A 16,137-nucleotide genomic window follows, 5' to 3' on the forward strand; every position below is an offset into this window, starting at 1 on the left:
CACCATGAAATTGCAGCAATTGCGCTATATCGTCGAGGTGGCGAACCACAGGCTGAATCTGTCGGCCACCGCCGAGAGCCTCTTTACCTCCCAGCCCGGGATCAGCAAACAAGTGCGGATGCTGGAGGATGAGCTGGGGATCCAGATCTTCGAGCGCAGCGGCAAACACTTGACCCAGATCACCCCCATAGGTCGGGATGTGATCAAAGTGGCCGCCGAGGTGCTCGACAAGGTCGCCACCATCAAAGTGATGGCCAGGCAGCATGTGCATCCGGAGCAGGGAACCCTCACCATTGCCGCTACTCATCTGCAGGCCCGTTATATTCTGCCTGCCATCCTCAAGGGTTTTATGGCCCGCTTTCCCAAAGTTGCCGTAACTGTGATGCAGGGGAGTGCGGCGCAGTGCCGCGCAGCCGTGCATGATGGCGCTGCCGATCTGCTGCTGGCGGATGAACCGGAGGAGGGGAGCGATCTGCTGATGCTCCCCTCTTTTCAGTGGCAACGGGGCTTGGTGCTGCCAAAGGAGCATCCGTTGGCCAAAGCAACATCGCTGACCCCGGCCGAGCTGGTGGAGTTTGCATTGGTGACTGATGGAAGGGCTCTCTCCACAGCTCATGGCACTGATTGCGCTCATGCCGAGAGCCGGATCTCCTGCTGTGCGAGCGACAGCGATGTGCTCAAGACCTATGTCAGACAAGGGATGGGCATCGGGGTGATGGCAACCTTTGCCTGGGAGCCCCAGCGCGATGGGGATCTGGTGCTCAAAACGGCGCCCTGGCTACCAGGCGGTGTGGCCGCTATCGGGTTGCGCAGAGGGGCATTTTTATGTGGCTATCTCTACGATCTGATTGAACGTCTCGCGCCGCAATTGACCCACGAGCGGGTCGATCAATACTGCGCGGCCCGCACTGGCGAAGAGCTTGAAGCTCTGCTGGCCAATCTGACCGTACCACAGCGATAGCTAGGGTCGTCCCAAGAAAAACGCCTCCAGTTGGGAGGCGTTTGAGTATCCGGTATTCGTCAATGCAGGCTCATTTTTTGAGCATGTGATCCAGCTTGTTGGCCTTGGTCGACAGATAGAACTCGTTGTGGGGATTGCGCCCTTCCTGCAACGGTACCCGTTCGGCCACCGGAATACCGAAGGATTCCATCGCTTTCATCTTGCGCGGGTTATTGGTCATCAGTTTGAGAGACTTGACCTCAAGCTGCTTGAGCATATCGGCGCAGATGGTGTAGTCGCGCATATCGGCGGCGAAACCAAGGGCTACGTTGGCCTCCACGGTATCGGCCCCCTGATCCTGCAGGTGATAGGCGCGGATCTTGTTGAGCAAGCCGATGCCACGGCCCTCTTGACGCACATACAGCAACACGCCACGACCGGCTTTGGCGATATTCTCCATGGCCGCCTGCAACTGGAAACCGCAGTCACAACGCAGGCTGAACAGGGCGTCGCCGGTCAGGCACTCTGAGTGGATCCGGCCCAGCACGGGCTCTTCACCGGTAATGTCGCCCATCACCAGTGCGGCGTGATCTTTGCCTGTGCCGGTTTCCTGAAAACCTACCAGCGTGAAGGTGCCCCAAGGGGTTGGCAATTTGGATTGGGCCACGAGGGTAACGCTGCTCATAGGTTGCTCCTTACTACTAACGGCTCAAAAAAGGGGGCCAGTTTAGCGCGCCTTGTCAGGAACGACCATAAGAACAAGTCCCTGCATTGCTTAATGAAATCTCCAAATGAGATACAAGCACAGCTGTCCGTCGGGGTTTTGGCCCTTTGTGCGGATTGATGACTGCCAGGCTCACCACATTCGGGTATAATCGGCGCCCATTAACCCACCCCTTCGGGATGGGAGCAACACAGTGCAGGAGAGAAGTTATGCCTCAGATGGCCCCCGTAATGACAATTGATGGCCCCAGTGGTGCAGGTAAAGGCACCTTGTGTCAGCTGCTTGCTGAGAAGCTGGGTTGGCACTTGCTGGACTCGGGCGCCATCTATCGGGTGTTGTCCCTGGCCGCCCTGCATCACGATGTAGAGCTGGACAGTGAAGCCTCACTGGTGCCGCTGGCTGCCAATCTGGATGTGCAATTTCAGGTTGAGGGCGATCTGGTCAAGGTGATCCTGGAAGGGGAAGATGTCTCCCGCACCATCCGCACCGAAGAAGTGGGTAATGCTGCCAGTAAAATCGCCGCCTTCCCTCGGGTGCGCGAAGCATTGTTGCGCCGTCAGCGTGCTTTTCGTCAGGCCCCGGGTCTGATTGCCGATGGTCGTGACATGGGGACCGTGGTTTTCCCTGAGGCCGAGGTGAAGATTTTCCTCGACGCCAGTGCCGAAGAACGGGCCCAGCGTCGCTATAAGCAGTTGCAAGATAAGGGCTTTGATGTTAACTTTGAGCGTCTTTTAACCGAGATTCGGGAACGTGACGATCGCGACAGAAATCGCGCTACTGCACCCCTGAAACCGGCAGAAGATGCTCTGGTGGTAGACTCTACCGCCATGACCATAGATGAAGTGCTGGCAACAGTGCTCGCCTATGCAGAGCAACAACTTGGTGATGCCAGCGCAAGCTGACATCCGGTCGTCTGCACCAAGGATGGCGCAGATTATTTAAAACAGCCCCGCTTGTGCCGGATTGCAAGTGGATGTTTCATTTGTGACATAAACAATGATCGAATCTTTTGCTCAACTCTTTGAAGAGTCCCTGAACGCCGTTGAAACCCGTCAAGGTTCCATCGTCAAGGGTACTGTCGTTGCTATCGAGAACGGTTTCGTACTGGTTGACGCCGGTCTGAAATCCGAGTCCGCTATCCCGGCTGAAGAATTCAAGAACGCCATGGGCGAGCTGGAAATCAACGTCGGCGACACCGTTGACGTGGCTCTGGACTCTATCGAAGATGGTTTCGGCGAAACCAAGCTGTCCCGCGAAAAAGCCAAGCGCCACGAAGCCTGGCTGCAGCTTGAGAAGGCTTACGAAGAGCAAGCTACCGTTATCGGTATCATCAACGGCAAGGTCAAGGGTGGTTTCACCGTTGAACTGAACGGCATCCGTGCCTTCCTGCCGGGTTCTCTGGTTGACGTGCGTCCGATCCGTGACACCGCTCACCTGGAAAACAAAGAACTCGAGTTCAAAGTCATCAAGCTGGACCAGAAGCGCAACAACGTTGTTGTTTCCCGTCGTGCCGTGATCGAGACCGAGAACACCTCCGAGCGCGAAAGCCTGCTGGCTAACCTGCAAGAAGGTCAAGAAGTTAAGGGTATCGTCAAGAACCTGACCGACTACGGTGCATTCGTAGATCTGGGCGGTGTTGACGGCCTGCTGCACATCACCGACATGGCGTGGAAGCGCGTTAAGCATCCTTCCGAAATCGTCAACGTTGGCGACGAGATCGCTGTCAAGGTTCTGAAGTTCGACCGCGAGCGTACCCGTGTATCCCTGGGTCTGAAGCAGCTGGGCGAAGATCCCTGGGTTGCTATCGCCAAGCGTTACCCGGAGACCACCCGTCTGTCTGGCCGCGTGACCAACCTGACCGACTACGGCTGCTTCGTTGAAATCGAAGAAGGCGTTGAAGGCCTGGTACACGTATCCGAGATGGATTGGACCAACAAGAACATCCACCCGTCCAAAGTTGTTAACGTTGGCGACGTGGTTGACGTGATGGTTCTGGACATCGACGAAGAGCGTCGTCGTATCTCCCTGGGTCTGAAGCAGTGCAAATCCAACCCGTGGCAGCTGTTTGCCGAAACTCACGCCAAAGGCGACCGTGTTTCCGGCAAGATCAAGTCCATCACTGACTTCGGTATCTTCATCGGTCTGGATGGCGGCATCGACGGCTTGGTTCACCTGTCTGACATCTCCTGGAACAACCAGGGCGAAGAAGCCGTGCGTGAATTCAAGAAAGGCGACGAGATCGAAGCCGTTGTTCTGCAAGTGGATCCGGAGCGTGAGCGCATCTCCCTGGGTGTCAAGCAGATCGAAGAAGACCCGTTCAACAAGTACCTGGCTGACAACAAGAAAGGTGCTATCGTGAAGGGTAAGGTTACCGAGGTTGATGCCAAAGGTGCCGTTATCGAACTGGCTGATGGCGTAGAAGGCTACCTGCGTGCCTCCGACGCTGCTCGTGACCGTGTAGAAGACGCCACTCTGGTGCTGTCTGTTGGTGACGAAGTTGAAGCTAAATTCATGGGCGTTGATCGTAAGAACCGCACCGTAAGCCTGTCTGTCCGTGCTAAGGACGAGGCTGATGAGCGTGTTGCTATCGATAACCTGAACCAGCAAGAAGAAGTTGTGTTCAGCAATGCTATGATGGAAGCGTTCAAAGCCGCCAAGGGTGAGTAATCCTTGATGCAAGAAAAGGGCGGCATTGCGCCGCCCTTTTTTATCCTGGCAAAATGAATATTGCATGTGATCGGGGAAGGAGATTTAACGTTATGACCAAATCAGATCTCATCGAACAACTGGCAGCCAGCCGCATGCATATGCCGGCCAAGGATGTCGAAGCCGCCATCAAGGAGATCCTTGAGCAGATGGCGTCGACCTTGCAAAACGGCGACCGGATTGAAATCCGCGGATTTGGCAGTTTTTCACTGCACTATCGTGCGCCCCGTGTGGGCCGCAACCCCAAGACTGGGGACAAGGTTGAACTGACAGGGAAATATGTCCCGCACTTCAAACCTGGCAAAGAGTTGCGCGAGCGCGTCAACATCGTTGAATAATGCAGAAATGGGCATACCTCGGGTATGCCTTTTTTGTTTTTAGCGCCGATTCCTGTGCCAATCGTCTTGTTTCTTAAACTCTTTTCCCATTCACTCTAGAGTCTGCCTGCGATTTTAAGGATAATCAGCCTCTCATTAGATACTGACAGGGAGCTCTTATGAAGCGTATTTTGGCCCTCATTCCGCTGGTGCTGGTGTTTGTTCTGACCCTGGCGCTGGGCTCACAAAATGGCCAGCTGGTTCAGTTCAATTACCTGATCGCTCAGGGTGAGTTTTCGCTTGCCATACTGTTGGGTTTCTTCTTCGCTGGCGGTTTTTTGCTGGGCTGGCTGGTATTCGGCCTGCTGTTCCTGCGCCTGAAAATGCAAAACCGCACCCTCAACCGCACCATGCGTCGTCAATCCCGCGAGTTGGAGCTGGCCCGGTCACCGGGTAAGGAATAATGTTCCTCAATGCTTGAACTGCTTTTCCTGCTGTTGCCCATCGCCGCTGGTTATGGCTGGTACATGGGCCGCAGGAGTGTTCGCCAGGACACCCAGAAACAGAGTAACCAGTTTTCCCGCCAGTATGTGGCGGGCCTCAACTATTTGCTGTCCGATGAATCCGACAAGGCGGTGGATCTCTTTATCCAGCTGCTTGAGGTGGACAGTGAAACCATCGAAACACACCTCTCCCTCGGCAACCTGTTTCGCCAGCGTGGGGAGGTTGATCGTGCCATCAAGATCCACCAGAACCTGGTAACCCGCCAGCTGACCCGGGAGCAGCGCCAGCTTGCTCTGCAGGAGCTTGCGCGCGACTTTTTGGCTGCTGGTCTGCTCGACCGAGCGGAAGCGCTCTGGAATGAGCTGTGTGACGACAGCGACTATGAAGAGACTGCGCTGGCACAGCTGTTGATCATCCATCAGCAACTGCGGGATTGGGACAAGGCCATCGATGTGGCGGTTCGTCTGCAAAAATTCCAGGGCAAGAAGCTGGCCGACCCCATCTCCCATTTCTATTGCGAACAGGCCGAAATCGCGCTGCGTGAGGGCAATAAAGGGGAGGGGCTGGCCAAGCTCAAACGGGCGCTCAGTATCAATCCGGCATGTGCCCGGGCCAGTTTGCGCCTCGCTGAGCTCGCCATGGCAGATGGAGAGTATGAGCAGGCCAGCAAGGAGCTGCTGCGGGTGTTCGAGCAGGATATCGACTTTGCCTCCGAGGCGATGCCCAAATTGCTCGAGTGCTATCAGCAGTTGGGCCGCACGCCCGCATTGATCCCGCTGCTTGAGAAGGCAGTGGAAGATCACGCCGGTGTCAGCGTGACCCTGGCCCTTGCCAAGCTGGTTGAAGAGCGTGATGGCCTGAGCCAGGCCCGTTCGCTGGTGTTGCGTCAGCTGCGTCGTCATCCGTCGATGAAAGGTTTTTACCAGCTGGTGGGTTTTCAGCTGGCCAGTGCGGAAGAGGGGCCTGCCAAGGAGAGCCTCGAACTGCTGCAACAGCTGGTCGGCGAGCAGATCAAAATCAAGTCAACCCACAAGTGTCGGCAGTGTGGCTTTGCCACTCACTCGCTGTTCTGGCAGTGCCCGTCTTGTCGCCAGTGGGGTTCCATCAAGCCGATCCGTGGTCTGGACGGTGAATAACAAGCAATAGGATGTGAGATGCAAGATCCCAAAGTACTGGTAGCGCTGGATTATCAGCACGAGGCAGATGCCTTAGCGTTCGTTGAACGTATCTCTCCGGCCCAGTGCCGTCTCAAGGTAGGCAAGGAGATGTTTACCCTGTTTGGCCCGCAGTTTGTACGCCAGCTGGTGGCCAAGGGATTCGATGTCTTTCTGGATCTGAAATTTCACGATATTCCCAATACCGTTGCCAAAGCCGTGGCAGCCAGTGCCGAGCTCGGTGTCTGGATGGTCAACGTGCATGCCAGTGGTGGTGAGCGGATGATGCGTGCCGCCAAAGAGGCGCTGCTGCCTTATGGCGACAAGGCGCCATTGTTGATCGGGGTGACCGTGCTGACCAGCATGGAGCAGTCCGACATGATCCCTCTTGGTCTGGATGTGAGCCCTGCCGAGCAGGTGATCCGGCTGGCTACCTTAACCAAGGCATCCGGCTTGGATGGGGTTGTCTGCTCTGCCAACGAGGCCCATGAGTTGAAAGCCTTGCTGGGTGATGAGTTCAAGCTGGTGACCCCAGGTATTCGCCCGACCGGTTCAGCGGTCGGGGATCAGCGCCGGGTGATGACACCGAAAGCGGCGGTCGAGGCGGGTTCCGATTATCTGGTTATCGGTCGCCCCATTACGCAGGCTGCCGATCCGGCCGCCATGCTGGCCAGCATCAATGCCGAGCTGGCCGGTGCGTAACAGGCTCACTCAGTGATACACGGTGCAGGCCGAGCAACAGGCCTGCACCGGCCCCGATAAGATGAGACTCGATATGTATCCTGGCATTGATCAGGGTGGAGATCGGGCTCTCTCCTGCGTTGTAGAAGTCCATCGCCAGCTTGAGCCCCATCCCTGCCAGCAGTAGCCAGCCCGACGTGCGGCGTCCGTGGCGGATATCCTGCATTGCCCCCCAGACAAACAGGCCATGCAGCGAGCCGGATAGCCCCATGTACCACTGGGTCTGCGGGCACCACCACCAGATCCCCAAGCCCACTGCCAACCAGAGCAGCAACATCAGCAGCGGCAGGCGAGCCCCGCCCAGATAGTCGCGAAACAGGCTATAGAGGATGGCGAGGCCGCCCAGATTGAGCAGCAGGTGCCACAGATTGGTATGAGCCAGATTGCCTGTTATGATCCGCCACCTTTCGCCCCCGGCGATCAAGGGCCGATCGAAGGAGAGCTGAAGATTGGGAACGGTAAAGAAGAGTAGCAAGCTGGTGAGAGAGAGCGTGATAACCCAGAGCAATCCAGATTTGTCTGACAACATGAAACAGTCCAACGACAAGAACAGTCGATACTGTACACGTTGCACCCGAGCCCTCAAAGCCTGCCTGTGCGATTATATTGTGCCGGTTGACAATCACACGCCACTCTACATCTTGCAGCACCCCAACGAGGTGGCACATCCCAAGGGGACCGCGGCGCTGCTGGCAGCCTCTTTGCAACAGTGCGAGATCCATGTGGGGGAGGACTTTTCCCGCGATGAGTGGCTCAATGGATTGCTTGCAGATCCTTCTCGTCGCTGCTATCTACTCTGGCCGGATGAGGATGCCATTTCGCTGACCGATCTTCGCCAACAGCGGGAGAGTGAATCCTCTAGCTCCACATCCGTCGCCTTTATCTTGCTTGACGGCACCTGGCGCAAAGCCTATCGCATGTTGCAGAGCAACCCGGCACTGGCCCGCTTGCCCCGCATCGGCATTGGTGCCATTGCCGGTCAATATGCCATTCGAAAGAAACCCTTTCCCGATGCCCTCTCTACCATAGAGGCGGGCTATCACCTCTTGTCCCGGTGGGAGGGGAGGCCGGAGCACTATGCGCCCTTGCTGACCCTGTTTAACCGGTTGAATACCCAGTGGCAGGACTTTGCCGAAGGCCGCCGCGCGTGACAATTCAAGGAGTTATCAAGATGAAAAAAGCAGTCGTGGTTTTCAGTGGCGGTCAGGACAGCACCACCTGTCTGGTACAGGCATTGGCTCAGTATGATGAAGTGCACGCCATCACCTTCGACTATGGCCAGCGCCATCGGGAAGAGATCGACACCGCGCGTCGTCTGGGCAGTGCTCTGGGGATCGCCGCCCACAAGGTGATGGATGTGACGCTGCTCAATGAGCTGGCGGTCTCTGCCCTGACCCGTGACGACATCCCGGTCAGCTGCGAGCTGCAGGATAATGGCCTACCCAACACCTTCGTGCCGGGTCGCAATATCCTGTTCCTGACCCTGGCTTCCATCTATGCCTATCAGGTGGGCGCCGAAGCGGTGATCACCGGTGTCTGCGAGACCGACTTCTCCGGCTATCCCGATTGCCGTGACGAGTTTGTCAAGGCCCTCAATCAGGCGGTGTCGCTGGGGCTGGATCGCGGCATCCGTTTTGAAACTCCCTTGATGTGGCTCGACAAGGCCGAGACCTGGGCACTGGCGGATCACTATGGTCACCTCGACACGGTGCGCCAGCAGACCCTGACCTGCTACAACGGCATTGCCGGTGACGGTTGCGGCACGTGTCCTGCGTGTGAACTGCGCAGTCGCGGCCTGAACAACTATCTGGCCGACAAGGCGGGCATCATGGCCAGACTGTTTGAGAAAACCGGGCTGGGTGAGAAAAGCGCAGAGTGAGCCTGCGTCTTGCCGTGGCTTGGGGTATAATCCGCGACTTTTGCAACAAGCCGTGATCGAGATGCACTACCCAATCAACGAGATTTTCCAGACCATCCAGGGGGAGGGCATCTTTACCGGCCTGCCCGCCATCTTTGTTCGCCTGCAGGGTTGCCCGGTGGGCTGCCCCTGGTGCGATACACGTCATACTTGGGTTGTTGATCCGGCTCGTGAAGTGGGCAAGGCGGCGGTGCTGGATCGCTCCAACGAATCCGATTGTTGGAGCCAACTTAGCAGCGCGCAGATTATCAAGAGCTTTACCGACCTGGGTTATCAGGCGCGCCATGTGGTGATCACCGGTGGCGAGCCCTGCCTCTACGATCTGCACGAACTCTCGTCAGCCCTGCTGGCGGCGGGTTATCAGGTGCAGATTGAAACCAGTGGCACCAGCGAAATCAAAACCCATGAGCAGACCTGGGTAACAGTCTCCCCCAAGATCGGTATGAAAGGGGGGCTGCCTGTGCTGGTCTCGGCGCTGGAGCGTGCCAACGAGATCAAGCATCCGGTGGCCACCGAGCACCATATTGAAGAGCTGGATGCGCTGCTCGCTACTGCTACCCTGCGCCCTGATGTGGTCATTGCCTTGCAGCCGATCAGCCAGAAGCCCAGGGCCACCCAATTGGCGATGGATACCTGTATCGCGCGTAACTGGCGGCTCTCTATCCAGACTCATAAATATCTGGATATTGATTAATATGGATTGGCTATCCGACGAACAGGTGCTGCTGACTCTGACCAACAAGATGCCTTACGGTAAATATCAGGGGCGGTGTATCATCGATATTCCCGAGCCCTATCTGGTGTGGATGGCGCGCAGCGGTTTTCCGGAGGGTAAATTGGGCCAGACGCTGGCGTTGGCTTACGAAATCAAACTCAATGGACTTGAGTCCATGATTATTCCCATTATTAACAGGATGTCGGTATGAGAATATATACGAGGCAGGGCGATAAGGGCATGACCCGGCTGGCCGATGGTATCCAGTTGCCAAAGGATCATTTGCGGGTCGAGACCTACGGTTATATCGATGAGCTCAACTCCCATATTGGCTTGCTGATTTGTGATGTGCCGTCGCAAGAGATCGGTTTATTGGCTGATTTACAGCTGTTGCAACAGGAGTTGTTTGATCTGGGGGGGGAGTTGGCATTCTCCAGCGACGCCCAGAATGAATCAATTTGGCAAGTTAATGCCGCCTGGACCACTCGCCTTGAACAGCAGATAGATCGTTATAGTGAGCCATTGCCGCCGCTGCGCCAATTTATATTGCCCGGTGGTTCCCGTGCCGCGGCGCAAGCACATGTGGTGCGTACTCTGGTGCGTCATTGCGAGCGCTTGCTGCTGACATTGAGCCGGGAAGAGCGGGTCAATCCCGAGGTGCTGCCCTATCTGAACCGGATGAGTGACTGGTTCTTTACCGTTGCCCGCTATCTCATCTGCGTGGCAGGGGATCGTGAAGTGCTGTGGGTCAAGGCAGCAGATCGCCCGCAATCGGCTATCTGATGTGTCATATTTAAGCGGCAATAAAAAACCTCGCCCTAGCGAGGTTTTTTATTCGTAACGCAAGCGCTGTCAGATAGCAAAATCTTCCAGTGATTTGCCTGTTGCCACTGCGCTGGCAATAGCCGAAGGCATACGGCCCTGGCCGGTCCAGGTTTTCTCTACGCCATTATCCTGATAGCGATATTTGGCAGGACGTGGCGCCCGCTTTGTTTTTTCGGTCTTGCCAGATGTTGTTGCAACGGCATTGACCAGCTCGGCCGGGTCAATACCGGCTGCTTTCAGCATTTCGCTATATTCGTTAATTTTCCGCAGATGCTCTTCACGGGCCTGACGCTCGGCAGCTTCATCCTGCTGACGCTCAGCAACGATCGCAGAGAGTTTTTCCAGTGCCTCTTCCAGTTGTTCCAGAGAAAGTTCGCGGCAGGTCGCACGCAGACTGCGGATATTAAGCAGTACCTTTAAAAATTCATTCATAGGAGTTACCACGTCGAGTCAGAGAAAAATATTATGTTCCAGCTGATTCTTGCTTGGCGATTTAAATAAGTCAAGCCGGGTTAAATATAATATCCGTGGGGAACATCAATACAGATATTTAATATGGCCTGCAATAGGCTTGGAGATTGGATGCCAATGAAACCGCAGTAGGTGAAAATAGCGTCAAAACAGGCGTTGTTGCATCATTTGACTACCATTTTTCGACCTTGATATGTTTATCATGACTATTTAATCAAAAAACTTGCTATAAGCTGCCATCTCGATAAAATGTGCGGCGAATACCTTTAAGTAGAGGCGCGCTGCCTATGAGTATTTGTGCGGAGGGTGATGCCTGTGATGCACAAGGAAAGGAGTCAGCGCCGAAGTGGCCAGGCCATCATACCGGGCTGCTGGTTCTGCATCTAATAGGTGCAGGACTGCCATAGTCATCCACTATGGAGCGCTACCTGAAGGGGCTGAGGAGTATAACCTCCCCATAGGTTTTGTTTCTTTAGATCCTCTCGGTAGATCTCCACCTGTAATCTTTAGGTGCAAAGAGATCATGGACATTAGTCATTTCGCCGACTCCGGTTGGTCCGTTCTTCCCCCCCTGTTGGCTGTCGCGCTGGCGATCCTAACCCGCCGCGTACTGTTGTCCCTTGGTGTGGGCATCGTCACCGGCAGTTTGCTGCTCAATCAGTTTTCGCCCCTCGAATCCCTGCATTACATGTTGAATACCGTGCTCAAGATCTTCTGGGTCGATGGTGCGCTCAATCGTGACAACGTCAACATGATCCTGTTTATGCTGCTGCTGGGCGGCCTCATCAGCCTGATGAGCGTCTCCGGGGCGACCCGTGCCTTTGCCGAGTGGGCCGAGCGTCGTGCCAAGACCCGCAAGGGCGCCAAAGCCCTGACTGGCATGATGGTGTTTGCCTTCTTTATCGATGACTTCTTCCACAGCCTGTCGGTGGGGGCAATCTGCCGTCCGGTCACCGACCGCTTCCAGATCTCCCGTGCCAAACTGGCCTATCTGCTGGACTCCACCGCGGCGCCGGTCTGCGTGCTGATGCCCATCTCCTCCTGGGGCGCCTATATCATCGCCCTGGTGGGCGGCATCATGGCGGCCCACGGTCTGACCGAACAGAGCCCCATCGCGGCATTTGTCGAGATGATCCCGATGAACCTCTACGCCGTCTTCACCCTGATCATGGTGCTGGTGGTGATTGCATTCCAACTCGATATCGGCCCGATGCGTCAACACGAAGCGTGGGCGCTGGAAGGCAAGCTGTGGGATGAGTCCAAGGGCCGCCCCATCGGTCTGGATATGGAGAGCCCGGAGGAGAGCAACGGCGGCATGATCGACATGGTACTGCCGATCCTGACCCTGACCGCCGCCACCATCTATTTTATGATCGATTCCGGTGCTGCGGTGCTGAGCGAGAAAGGGCTGCCGTTTAGCGTGCTCGGTTCGTTCGAAAATACCAACGTCGGCTCTTCGCTGGTCTACGGTGCCCTGTGCAGTCTGGTGGTCTCCATCGGTCTGGCGATGCGCCTGAAGCTGGGTGCCAAGAACTGGATCAAGGCCGCTCCACAAGGCGTCATGGCCATGCTGCCAGCCATCAACATCCTGCTGTTTGCCTGGACCATCGGTGCCGTGGTGCGCGACGTTGAGACCGGCAAGTATCTGGCTTCGCTGGCTAACGGTAACCTGCCGATCGAAGTGCTGCCTGCCGTGGTTTTTATCCTCTCCTGTGCCATGGCGTTTGCTACCGGCACCAGTTGGGGTACCTTCGGCATCATGCTGCCGCTAGCCGGTGACATGGCCGCCGCCAGCGACATCAGCCTGATGCTGCCGATGCTGGCTGCGGTACTGGCTGGCTCGGTGTTCGGGGATCACAGCTCACCCATCTCCAGCACCAGCATCCTCTCTGCTACCGGTGCCGGTTGCCATCACATCGATCACGTGATGACCCAGCTGCCCTATGCACTGGCCATCGCCTTCGGCGCGGCCATCGGTTACCTGGCGATGGGCTTGATGCACTCCAGCCTGGCCGGTTTCAGTGTCAGTGCCCTCTGGTTCGTGCTCTTTACCGGCTATCACCTGAAAAAGGCCAAAGCGCGGCCAGTGTTGGCCACCGCGTAACATTTATAGAGCAAGGGGCCCGCGGGCCCCTTGGTTTTGTCAGGGGCTTTGGTTAGCATGCGCCCCATAAATTCAGTTTCGGAACAGTATCATGGCTTCACTGCACTACAAATTTGCCACCATGAATTCAGGCAAATCCACCCAGCTCATTCAGGCGCACTTCAACTATCTGGAGCGGGGCATGCATCCTCTGGCGATGACGCCAGCCATCGATGACCGTTTCGGGGTCGGGGTGATCAGTGCACGGGTAGGCCTTGAACTGAAGGTGGACGTGTTCAGCGACAGCTGCGATCTGTTTGAAATGGTGAAAGCGCGCCATGCGAAGAAACATATCGATGTTTTCATCGTGGACGAGGCCCAGTTCCTGACCCGTGAGCAGGTCTACCAGCTGGCCCGCATCGTCGATGAGCAGGATATTCCGGTGATGGCCTATGGCCTCAAGACCGATTTTCGCGGCGAGCTGTTCCCAGGCTCCTACCATCTGCTCTGTCTGGCCGACAAGTTTGAAGAGCTGAAGAGCATCTGCTGGTGTGGCAACAAGGCTCACATGAACTCCCGGGTCAATGAAGCGGGGCAGGTGATGCGTGATGGCGAACAGGTGGAGATCGGTGGCAACGATCGCTATGTGTCACTCTGTCGCAAACACTATCTCGAAGGTCGGGCCTACAAGTAAGTCGGCTGCGATATTTGAATCGTCGAGAAGGGCGCCAATCTGGCGCTCTTTTTATTTTCCCCAACTTCTATCGCTGTGGTTCAGTCTATCTCGATATCCACCGGCGCAATGATGGGGTCTGCCACCGGCAGGCGTTGAAATAGCTGGCGAAAATGGTGCTGTACCCGGCCGATATCCACCAGCGACATGCCGGAGGCAAAACCGAACCAGACATAGAGGCCGGTGAGATCGCGAAACATCGGCGGCAAATAGCGGGGAGCGGCGATCAGCCCCTCCAGATAGTGCTGATAGAGCACCGGAATGTCATCCAGTGTCACCTTGCCGACAAACAGCATCGGCAGGATCTCGGGCACCCCTTCCAGCACGGCGCTGCGGATAAAGTTGACCGTCTCCACATAGCCACGCACGTAGGAGAGATCCTTGGTAAAGCAGGCGCCGCCGTCCACCATGCCGCCACGAAAGACCCGCTGGGTGATCTTGTAGGCGTCGTGCTCGCTGGTGCCCTGCTGTACGAAGTGCTTAAACACCTCGATAAAATCGGCGCCGCGCTCGGCCATGTCGATGGCCATCACCCGATCGGAGATGCGCTTGGCCCGATCCGGAAAGGAGCTGAAGGTGAGGGTCTCTATCAGAACGGCCAGCCCCTCCTGACAGGCGGTGATCCGCGGTGAACCGGCGCTCAGCCAGGTGGCATAAGGCTGCTGGCGACCGTTGAGGGTGGTGCCGACATGGACCCACCCCTCGTGTACCTCCAGTACCTGCAAATCCAGCTCGGAGAAACGGGCGTGGGAGTTGAGCTTGATGTAGTCGCCACCGGCAGCGGCATCGGAGACAATCCCATCGCTCAGCTTCACCTGCACAGTGCCGTCACTGAAGTAGCTCGACAGCTTGCCCTGCAGTTTGGTGACCGCGGCCTCTCCTTCGAACTCCTTGGGGTAGGGGCGCACCAGATGGCGGGCGCCGGGCAGGGAGAAGATATCGCACAGGCGGGCGCCCAGCTCCTTGAGAGTCTTGCGATCCCCGCGCAGGTGATCGCTGGCAGAGCCATAAAGCAGCTGGCTGTAACGCTGAAAATCGGGTTGGCCGCGCTGGCGCAGCATCTCGATCACCACCATGTACTGATCGACCGTCTCTTGCAGGATCCGCCCTAGATCGTCCTGTGGCCCCAGTTTTCTGCGGATCCGGTCCCGCAGCTCCTTGAGCTCCAGATACTTGTTGCGCGGATCGAAGCCGATGGGGAGGGCATCATAGAAGTGCCTGTCGATAGCGGGCAGCTCCCTGCCACCGCTTGCCAGAAAGCGATCCTGCAGATGGCGTGGCCATTTGATGGCATCCAGAATGCGGATGGGTTTTTGCAGGGTGAGCAGCTCATCCGAGAGTGATTTCAGATGAAGGCGATACTTTTCTTGGATAGTCATGGGGCCCCCTGTGGGGCAAGCGTCATCGTGGATTTGGCTGAGTATATGCATAGCGCTTGCCAAAAAGAAGCGAGCCGCAGGGTTATCGGGTTGGCGTGCTTTTTGTTGATAGCAAATTGGTTTAGACTGCGCCCCTTGATCCCAATCTTGTCGTGGAAATGATGAATATCCCCAGCTCCGAAATGATAATGCGTTGGTTGCAACAGGCTCGTATCGAGCACTATGTCTGCGACCAGTGTCACGGTATCCACATTGTCTCTTTGCAGTCGGTCGATGGTATTCAGGAGAGCCGGATCTTCGTGGAAGAGGAAGGCCTGCTGTTCTCCTCCGAGCTGGAAGTGCGCCCCTCCGCAATGCTGCCGCTGGTTGCCGAACTGGGCCGACTCAATATGCAGTACCCCTCCCTCAAGGTGTTCCTCGATATCATCGATGACAACCTGCCGCGGCTGGTGGTCGGCCACACCGTCTTTACCAAGGCCGGACTCAGCGTCGAGCAGTTCCTGTTGTTCGTGCAAAGCACCATCGCTGCCACCCACGAACTGGTTGCCGAATGCGAACGTTCCGGTTTCCTCAACCTGCCGGAAATCCAGGTTGCACCGGAATCTGTGCATTAAGTGTTCGAACGGTTCGCCAGGTGAAAAAAGCCGTTGACGCGGGCGGGGCTTTCCCCTAAATTACGCCCCGTTCCAGCGCAACAGCGCAGCGAACACCGTGTTGGCTGAACACGTTAAACCACAGACCAAAATTTGGTGAGGTGTCCGAGTGGCTGAAGGAGCACGCCTGGAAAGTGTGTATACGGCAACGTATCGAGGGTTCGAATCCCTCCCTCACCGCCAAATTGCAAAGCCCTGATGGAAACATCGGGGCTTTTTGCTATCCGGGTTTTAGCGGGCTCTGTGGGCAAGCCGATGGCGATGGGCGGCGGGC

At 56.5% G+C, this 16,137-nt stretch carries 19 protein-coding genes, 1 tRNA gene and 1 riboswitch; of the genes, 16 read left to right on the forward strand and 4 right to left on the reverse strand.

Annotated elements, in window-relative coordinates; genetic code table 11:
• The first annotated feature begins 4 nt into the window (after positions 1–4).
• Positions 5–961 (forward strand): LysR substrate-binding domain-containing protein, encoded by a 957-nt coding sequence (locus AB5Y99_RS07745; RefSeq protein ID WP_368209296.1) that lies wholly within the window; start codon positions 5–7, stop codon positions 959–961.
• A 70-nt stretch (positions 962–1,031) separates the two neighbouring features.
• On the opposite strand, the gene ribA is transcribed toward AB5Y99_RS07745, so the two are convergent.
• Complete coding sequence (ribA, locus tag AB5Y99_RS07750) at positions 1,032–1,625, reverse strand: GTP cyclohydrolase II (RefSeq protein WP_103251772.1); 594 nt, start codon at positions 1,623–1,625, stop codon at positions 1,032–1,034.
• Positions 1,626–1,873: 248 nt separating this feature from the next.
• Here ribA and cmk point away from each other — a divergent pair, with 248 nt between their 5' ends.
• The 6 genes from cmk (at position 1,874) to pyrF (ending at position 7,047) form a co-directional block, all read left to right on the forward strand.
• A complete protein-coding gene (gene cmk, locus AB5Y99_RS07755) occupies positions 1,874–2,566 on the forward strand; it encodes a (d)CMP kinase (RefSeq protein ID WP_019444698.1) in 693 nt (230 codons plus the stop codon).
• Between the two features lie 94 nt (positions 2,567–2,660).
• A complete protein-coding gene (gene rpsA / locus AB5Y99_RS07760; protein WP_005337148.1) occupies positions 2,661–4,331 on the forward strand; it encodes a 30S ribosomal protein S1 in 1,671 nt (556 codons plus the stop codon).
• A gap of 92 nt (positions 4,332–4,423) precedes the next feature.
• The gene (gene ihfB, locus AB5Y99_RS07765; RefSeq protein WP_005337145.1) at positions 4,424–4,708 is read left to right on the forward strand and encodes an integration host factor subunit beta; all 285 of its coding nucleotides are present in this window, start codon (positions 4,424–4,426) and stop codon (positions 4,706–4,708) included.
• Positions 4,709–4,866: 158 nt separating this feature from the next.
• Positions 4,867–5,151, forward strand: coding sequence for a lipopolysaccharide assembly protein LapA domain-containing protein (locus tag AB5Y99_RS07770; protein WP_323891911.1), 285 nt, complete (start codon positions 4,867–4,869; stop codon positions 5,149–5,151).
• A 9-nt stretch (positions 5,152–5,160) separates the two neighbouring features.
• Complete coding sequence (gene lapB, locus AB5Y99_RS07775; protein WP_005337141.1) at positions 5,161–6,327, forward strand: lipopolysaccharide assembly protein LapB; 1,167 nt, start codon at positions 5,161–5,163, stop codon at positions 6,325–6,327.
• An 18-nt stretch (positions 6,328–6,345) separates the two neighbouring features.
• Positions 6,346–7,047, forward strand: a complete 702-nt coding sequence (gene pyrF / locus AB5Y99_RS07780; protein ID WP_257697444.1) for an orotidine-5'-phosphate decarboxylase — start codon at positions 6,346–6,348, stop codon at positions 7,045–7,047.
• Here pyrF and rrtA read toward each other — a convergent pair.
• Positions 7,022–7,615, reverse strand: coding sequence for a rhombosortase (gene rrtA, locus AB5Y99_RS07785; protein WP_368209299.1), 594 nt, complete (start codon positions 7,613–7,615; stop codon positions 7,022–7,024). The genes pyrF and rrtA overlap by 26 nt on opposite strands.
• On the opposite strand from rrtA, the gene AB5Y99_RS07790 reads away from it, so the two are divergent.
• The 5 genes from AB5Y99_RS07790 (at position 7,614) to AB5Y99_RS07810 (ending at position 10,502) form a co-directional block, all read left to right on the forward strand.
• Complete coding sequence (locus AB5Y99_RS07790) at positions 7,614–8,237, forward strand: tRNA-uridine aminocarboxypropyltransferase (protein WP_368209301.1); 624 nt, start codon at positions 7,614–7,616, stop codon at positions 8,235–8,237. The genes rrtA and AB5Y99_RS07790 overlap by 2 nt on opposite strands.
• 20 nt (positions 8,238–8,257) lie before the next feature.
• Positions 8,258–8,965 (forward strand): 7-cyano-7-deazaguanine synthase QueC, encoded by a 708-nt coding sequence (gene queC, locus AB5Y99_RS07795; RefSeq protein WP_042013218.1) that lies wholly within the window; start codon positions 8,258–8,260, stop codon positions 8,963–8,965.
• Between the two features lie 61 nt (positions 8,966–9,026).
• A complete protein-coding gene (gene queE / locus AB5Y99_RS07800; protein WP_240533575.1) occupies positions 9,027–9,698 on the forward strand; it encodes a 7-carboxy-7-deazaguanine synthase QueE in 672 nt (223 codons plus the stop codon).
• A gap of 1 nt (position 9,699) precedes the next feature.
• A complete protein-coding gene (locus AB5Y99_RS07805) occupies positions 9,700–9,930 on the forward strand; it encodes a DUF3820 family protein (protein WP_368209303.1) in 231 nt (76 codons plus the stop codon).
• Entirely contained in the window at positions 9,927–10,502 is a 576-nt protein-coding gene (locus tag AB5Y99_RS07810) for a cob(I)yrinic acid a,c-diamide adenosyltransferase (protein WP_005351171.1), read from the forward strand. The genes AB5Y99_RS07805 and AB5Y99_RS07810 overlap by 4 nt, the downstream gene beginning before the upstream one ends.
• Positions 10,503–10,571: 69 nt before the next feature.
• Here the strand turns inward: AB5Y99_RS07810 and AB5Y99_RS07815 are convergent, their stop codons facing one another.
• Positions 10,572–10,976 (reverse strand): H-NS family nucleoid-associated regulatory protein, encoded by a 405-nt coding sequence (locus AB5Y99_RS07815; protein ID WP_279458703.1) that lies wholly within the window; start codon positions 10,974–10,976, stop codon positions 10,572–10,574.
• 302 nt (positions 10,977–11,278) lie between these two features.
• Positions 11,279–11,450: riboswitch (Lysine riboswitch) on the forward strand.
• An 88-nt stretch (positions 11,451–11,538) separates the two neighbouring features.
• On the opposite strand from AB5Y99_RS07815, the gene AB5Y99_RS07820 reads away from it, so the two are divergent.
• Together AB5Y99_RS07820 and AB5Y99_RS07825 are read left to right on the forward strand one after the other, a co-directional pair.
• Complete coding sequence (locus tag AB5Y99_RS07820) at positions 11,539–13,119, forward strand: Na+/H+ antiporter NhaC family protein (protein ID WP_064337722.1); 1,581 nt, start codon at positions 11,539–11,541, stop codon at positions 13,117–13,119.
• 91 nt (positions 13,120–13,210) lie between these two features.
• The gene (locus tag AB5Y99_RS07825; protein WP_005351181.1) at positions 13,211–13,792 is read left to right on the forward strand and encodes a thymidine kinase; all 582 of its coding nucleotides are present in this window, start codon (positions 13,211–13,213) and stop codon (positions 13,790–13,792) included.
• Positions 13,793–13,872: 80 nt separating this feature from the next.
• Here the strand turns inward: AB5Y99_RS07825 and AB5Y99_RS07830 are convergent, their stop codons facing one another.
• Positions 13,873–15,210 (reverse strand): flavohemoglobin expression-modulating QEGLA motif protein, encoded by a 1,338-nt coding sequence (locus AB5Y99_RS07830; protein WP_368209305.1) that lies wholly within the window; start codon positions 15,208–15,210, stop codon positions 13,873–13,875.
• Between the two features lie 158 nt (positions 15,211–15,368).
• On the opposite strand from AB5Y99_RS07830, the gene AB5Y99_RS07835 reads away from it, so the two are divergent.
• Together AB5Y99_RS07835 and AB5Y99_RS07840 are read left to right on the forward strand one after the other, a co-directional pair.
• A complete protein-coding gene (locus tag AB5Y99_RS07835; RefSeq protein WP_005337119.1) occupies positions 15,369–15,824 on the forward strand; it encodes a YbjN domain-containing protein in 456 nt (151 codons plus the stop codon).
• Positions 15,825–15,958: 134 nt separating this feature from the next.
• A tRNA-Ser gene (locus tag AB5Y99_RS07840) sits at positions 15,959–16,046 on the forward strand.
• The last annotated feature ends 91 nt before the right edge of the window (positions 16,047–16,137 follow it).

Source organism: Aeromonas sp. R4-2 (genome assembly GCF_040908295.1).
Lineage (GTDB): Bacteria > Pseudomonadota > Gammaproteobacteria > Enterobacterales > Aeromonadaceae > Aeromonas > Aeromonas veronii.

Excerpts from the sequence above, each read along its gene's own strand:
- AB5Y99_RS07745 (WP_368209296.1), top strand. The coding sequence starts at position 5 with ATGAAATTGCAGCAATTGCGCTATATCGTCGAGGTGGCGAACCACAGG.
- ribA (WP_103251772.1), bottom strand. The coding sequence starts at position 1,625 with ATGAGCAGCGTTACCCTCGTGGCCCAATCCAAATTGCCAACCCCTTGG.
- cmk (WP_019444698.1), top strand. The coding sequence starts at position 1,874 with ATGCCTCAGATGGCCCCCGTAATGACAATTGATGGCCCCAGTGGTGCA.
- rpsA (WP_005337148.1), top strand. The coding sequence starts at position 2,661 with ATGATCGAATCTTTTGCTCAACTCTTTGAAGAGTCCCTGAACGCCGTT.
- ihfB (WP_005337145.1), top strand. The coding sequence starts at position 4,424 with ATGACCAAATCAGATCTCATCGAACAACTGGCAGCCAGCCGCATGCAT.
- AB5Y99_RS07770 (WP_323891911.1), top strand. The coding sequence starts at position 4,867 with ATGAAGCGTATTTTGGCCCTCATTCCGCTGGTGCTGGTGTTTGTTCTG.
- lapB (WP_005337141.1), top strand. The coding sequence starts at position 5,161 with ATGCTTGAACTGCTTTTCCTGCTGTTGCCCATCGCCGCTGGTTATGGC.
- pyrF (WP_257697444.1), top strand. The coding sequence starts at position 6,346 with ATGCAAGATCCCAAAGTACTGGTAGCGCTGGATTATCAGCACGAGGCA.
- AB5Y99_RS07790 (WP_368209301.1), top strand. The coding sequence starts at position 7,614 with ATGAAACAGTCCAACGACAAGAACAGTCGATACTGTACACGTTGCACC.
- rrtA (WP_368209299.1), bottom strand. The coding sequence starts at position 7,615 with ATGTTGTCAGACAAATCTGGATTGCTCTGGGTTATCACGCTCTCTCTC.
- queC (WP_042013218.1), top strand. The coding sequence starts at position 8,258 with ATGAAAAAAGCAGTCGTGGTTTTCAGTGGCGGTCAGGACAGCACCACC.
- queE (WP_240533575.1), top strand. The coding sequence starts at position 9,027 with ATGCACTACCCAATCAACGAGATTTTCCAGACCATCCAGGGGGAGGGC.
- AB5Y99_RS07805 (WP_368209303.1), top strand. The coding sequence starts at position 9,700 with ATGGATTGGCTATCCGACGAACAGGTGCTGCTGACTCTGACCAACAAG.
- AB5Y99_RS07810 (WP_005351171.1), top strand. The coding sequence starts at position 9,927 with ATGAGAATATATACGAGGCAGGGCGATAAGGGCATGACCCGGCTGGCC.
- AB5Y99_RS07815 (WP_279458703.1), bottom strand. The coding sequence starts at position 10,976 with ATGAATGAATTTTTAAAGGTACTGCTTAATATCCGCAGTCTGCGTGCG.
- AB5Y99_RS07820 (WP_064337722.1), top strand. The coding sequence starts at position 11,539 with ATGGACATTAGTCATTTCGCCGACTCCGGTTGGTCCGTTCTTCCCCCC.
- AB5Y99_RS07825 (WP_005351181.1), top strand. The coding sequence starts at position 13,211 with ATGGCTTCACTGCACTACAAATTTGCCACCATGAATTCAGGCAAATCC.
- AB5Y99_RS07830 (WP_368209305.1), bottom strand. The coding sequence starts at position 15,210 with ATGACTATCCAAGAAAAGTATCGCCTTCATCTGAAATCACTCTCGGAT.
- AB5Y99_RS07835 (WP_005337119.1), top strand. The coding sequence starts at position 15,369 with ATGATGAATATCCCCAGCTCCGAAATGATAATGCGTTGGTTGCAACAG.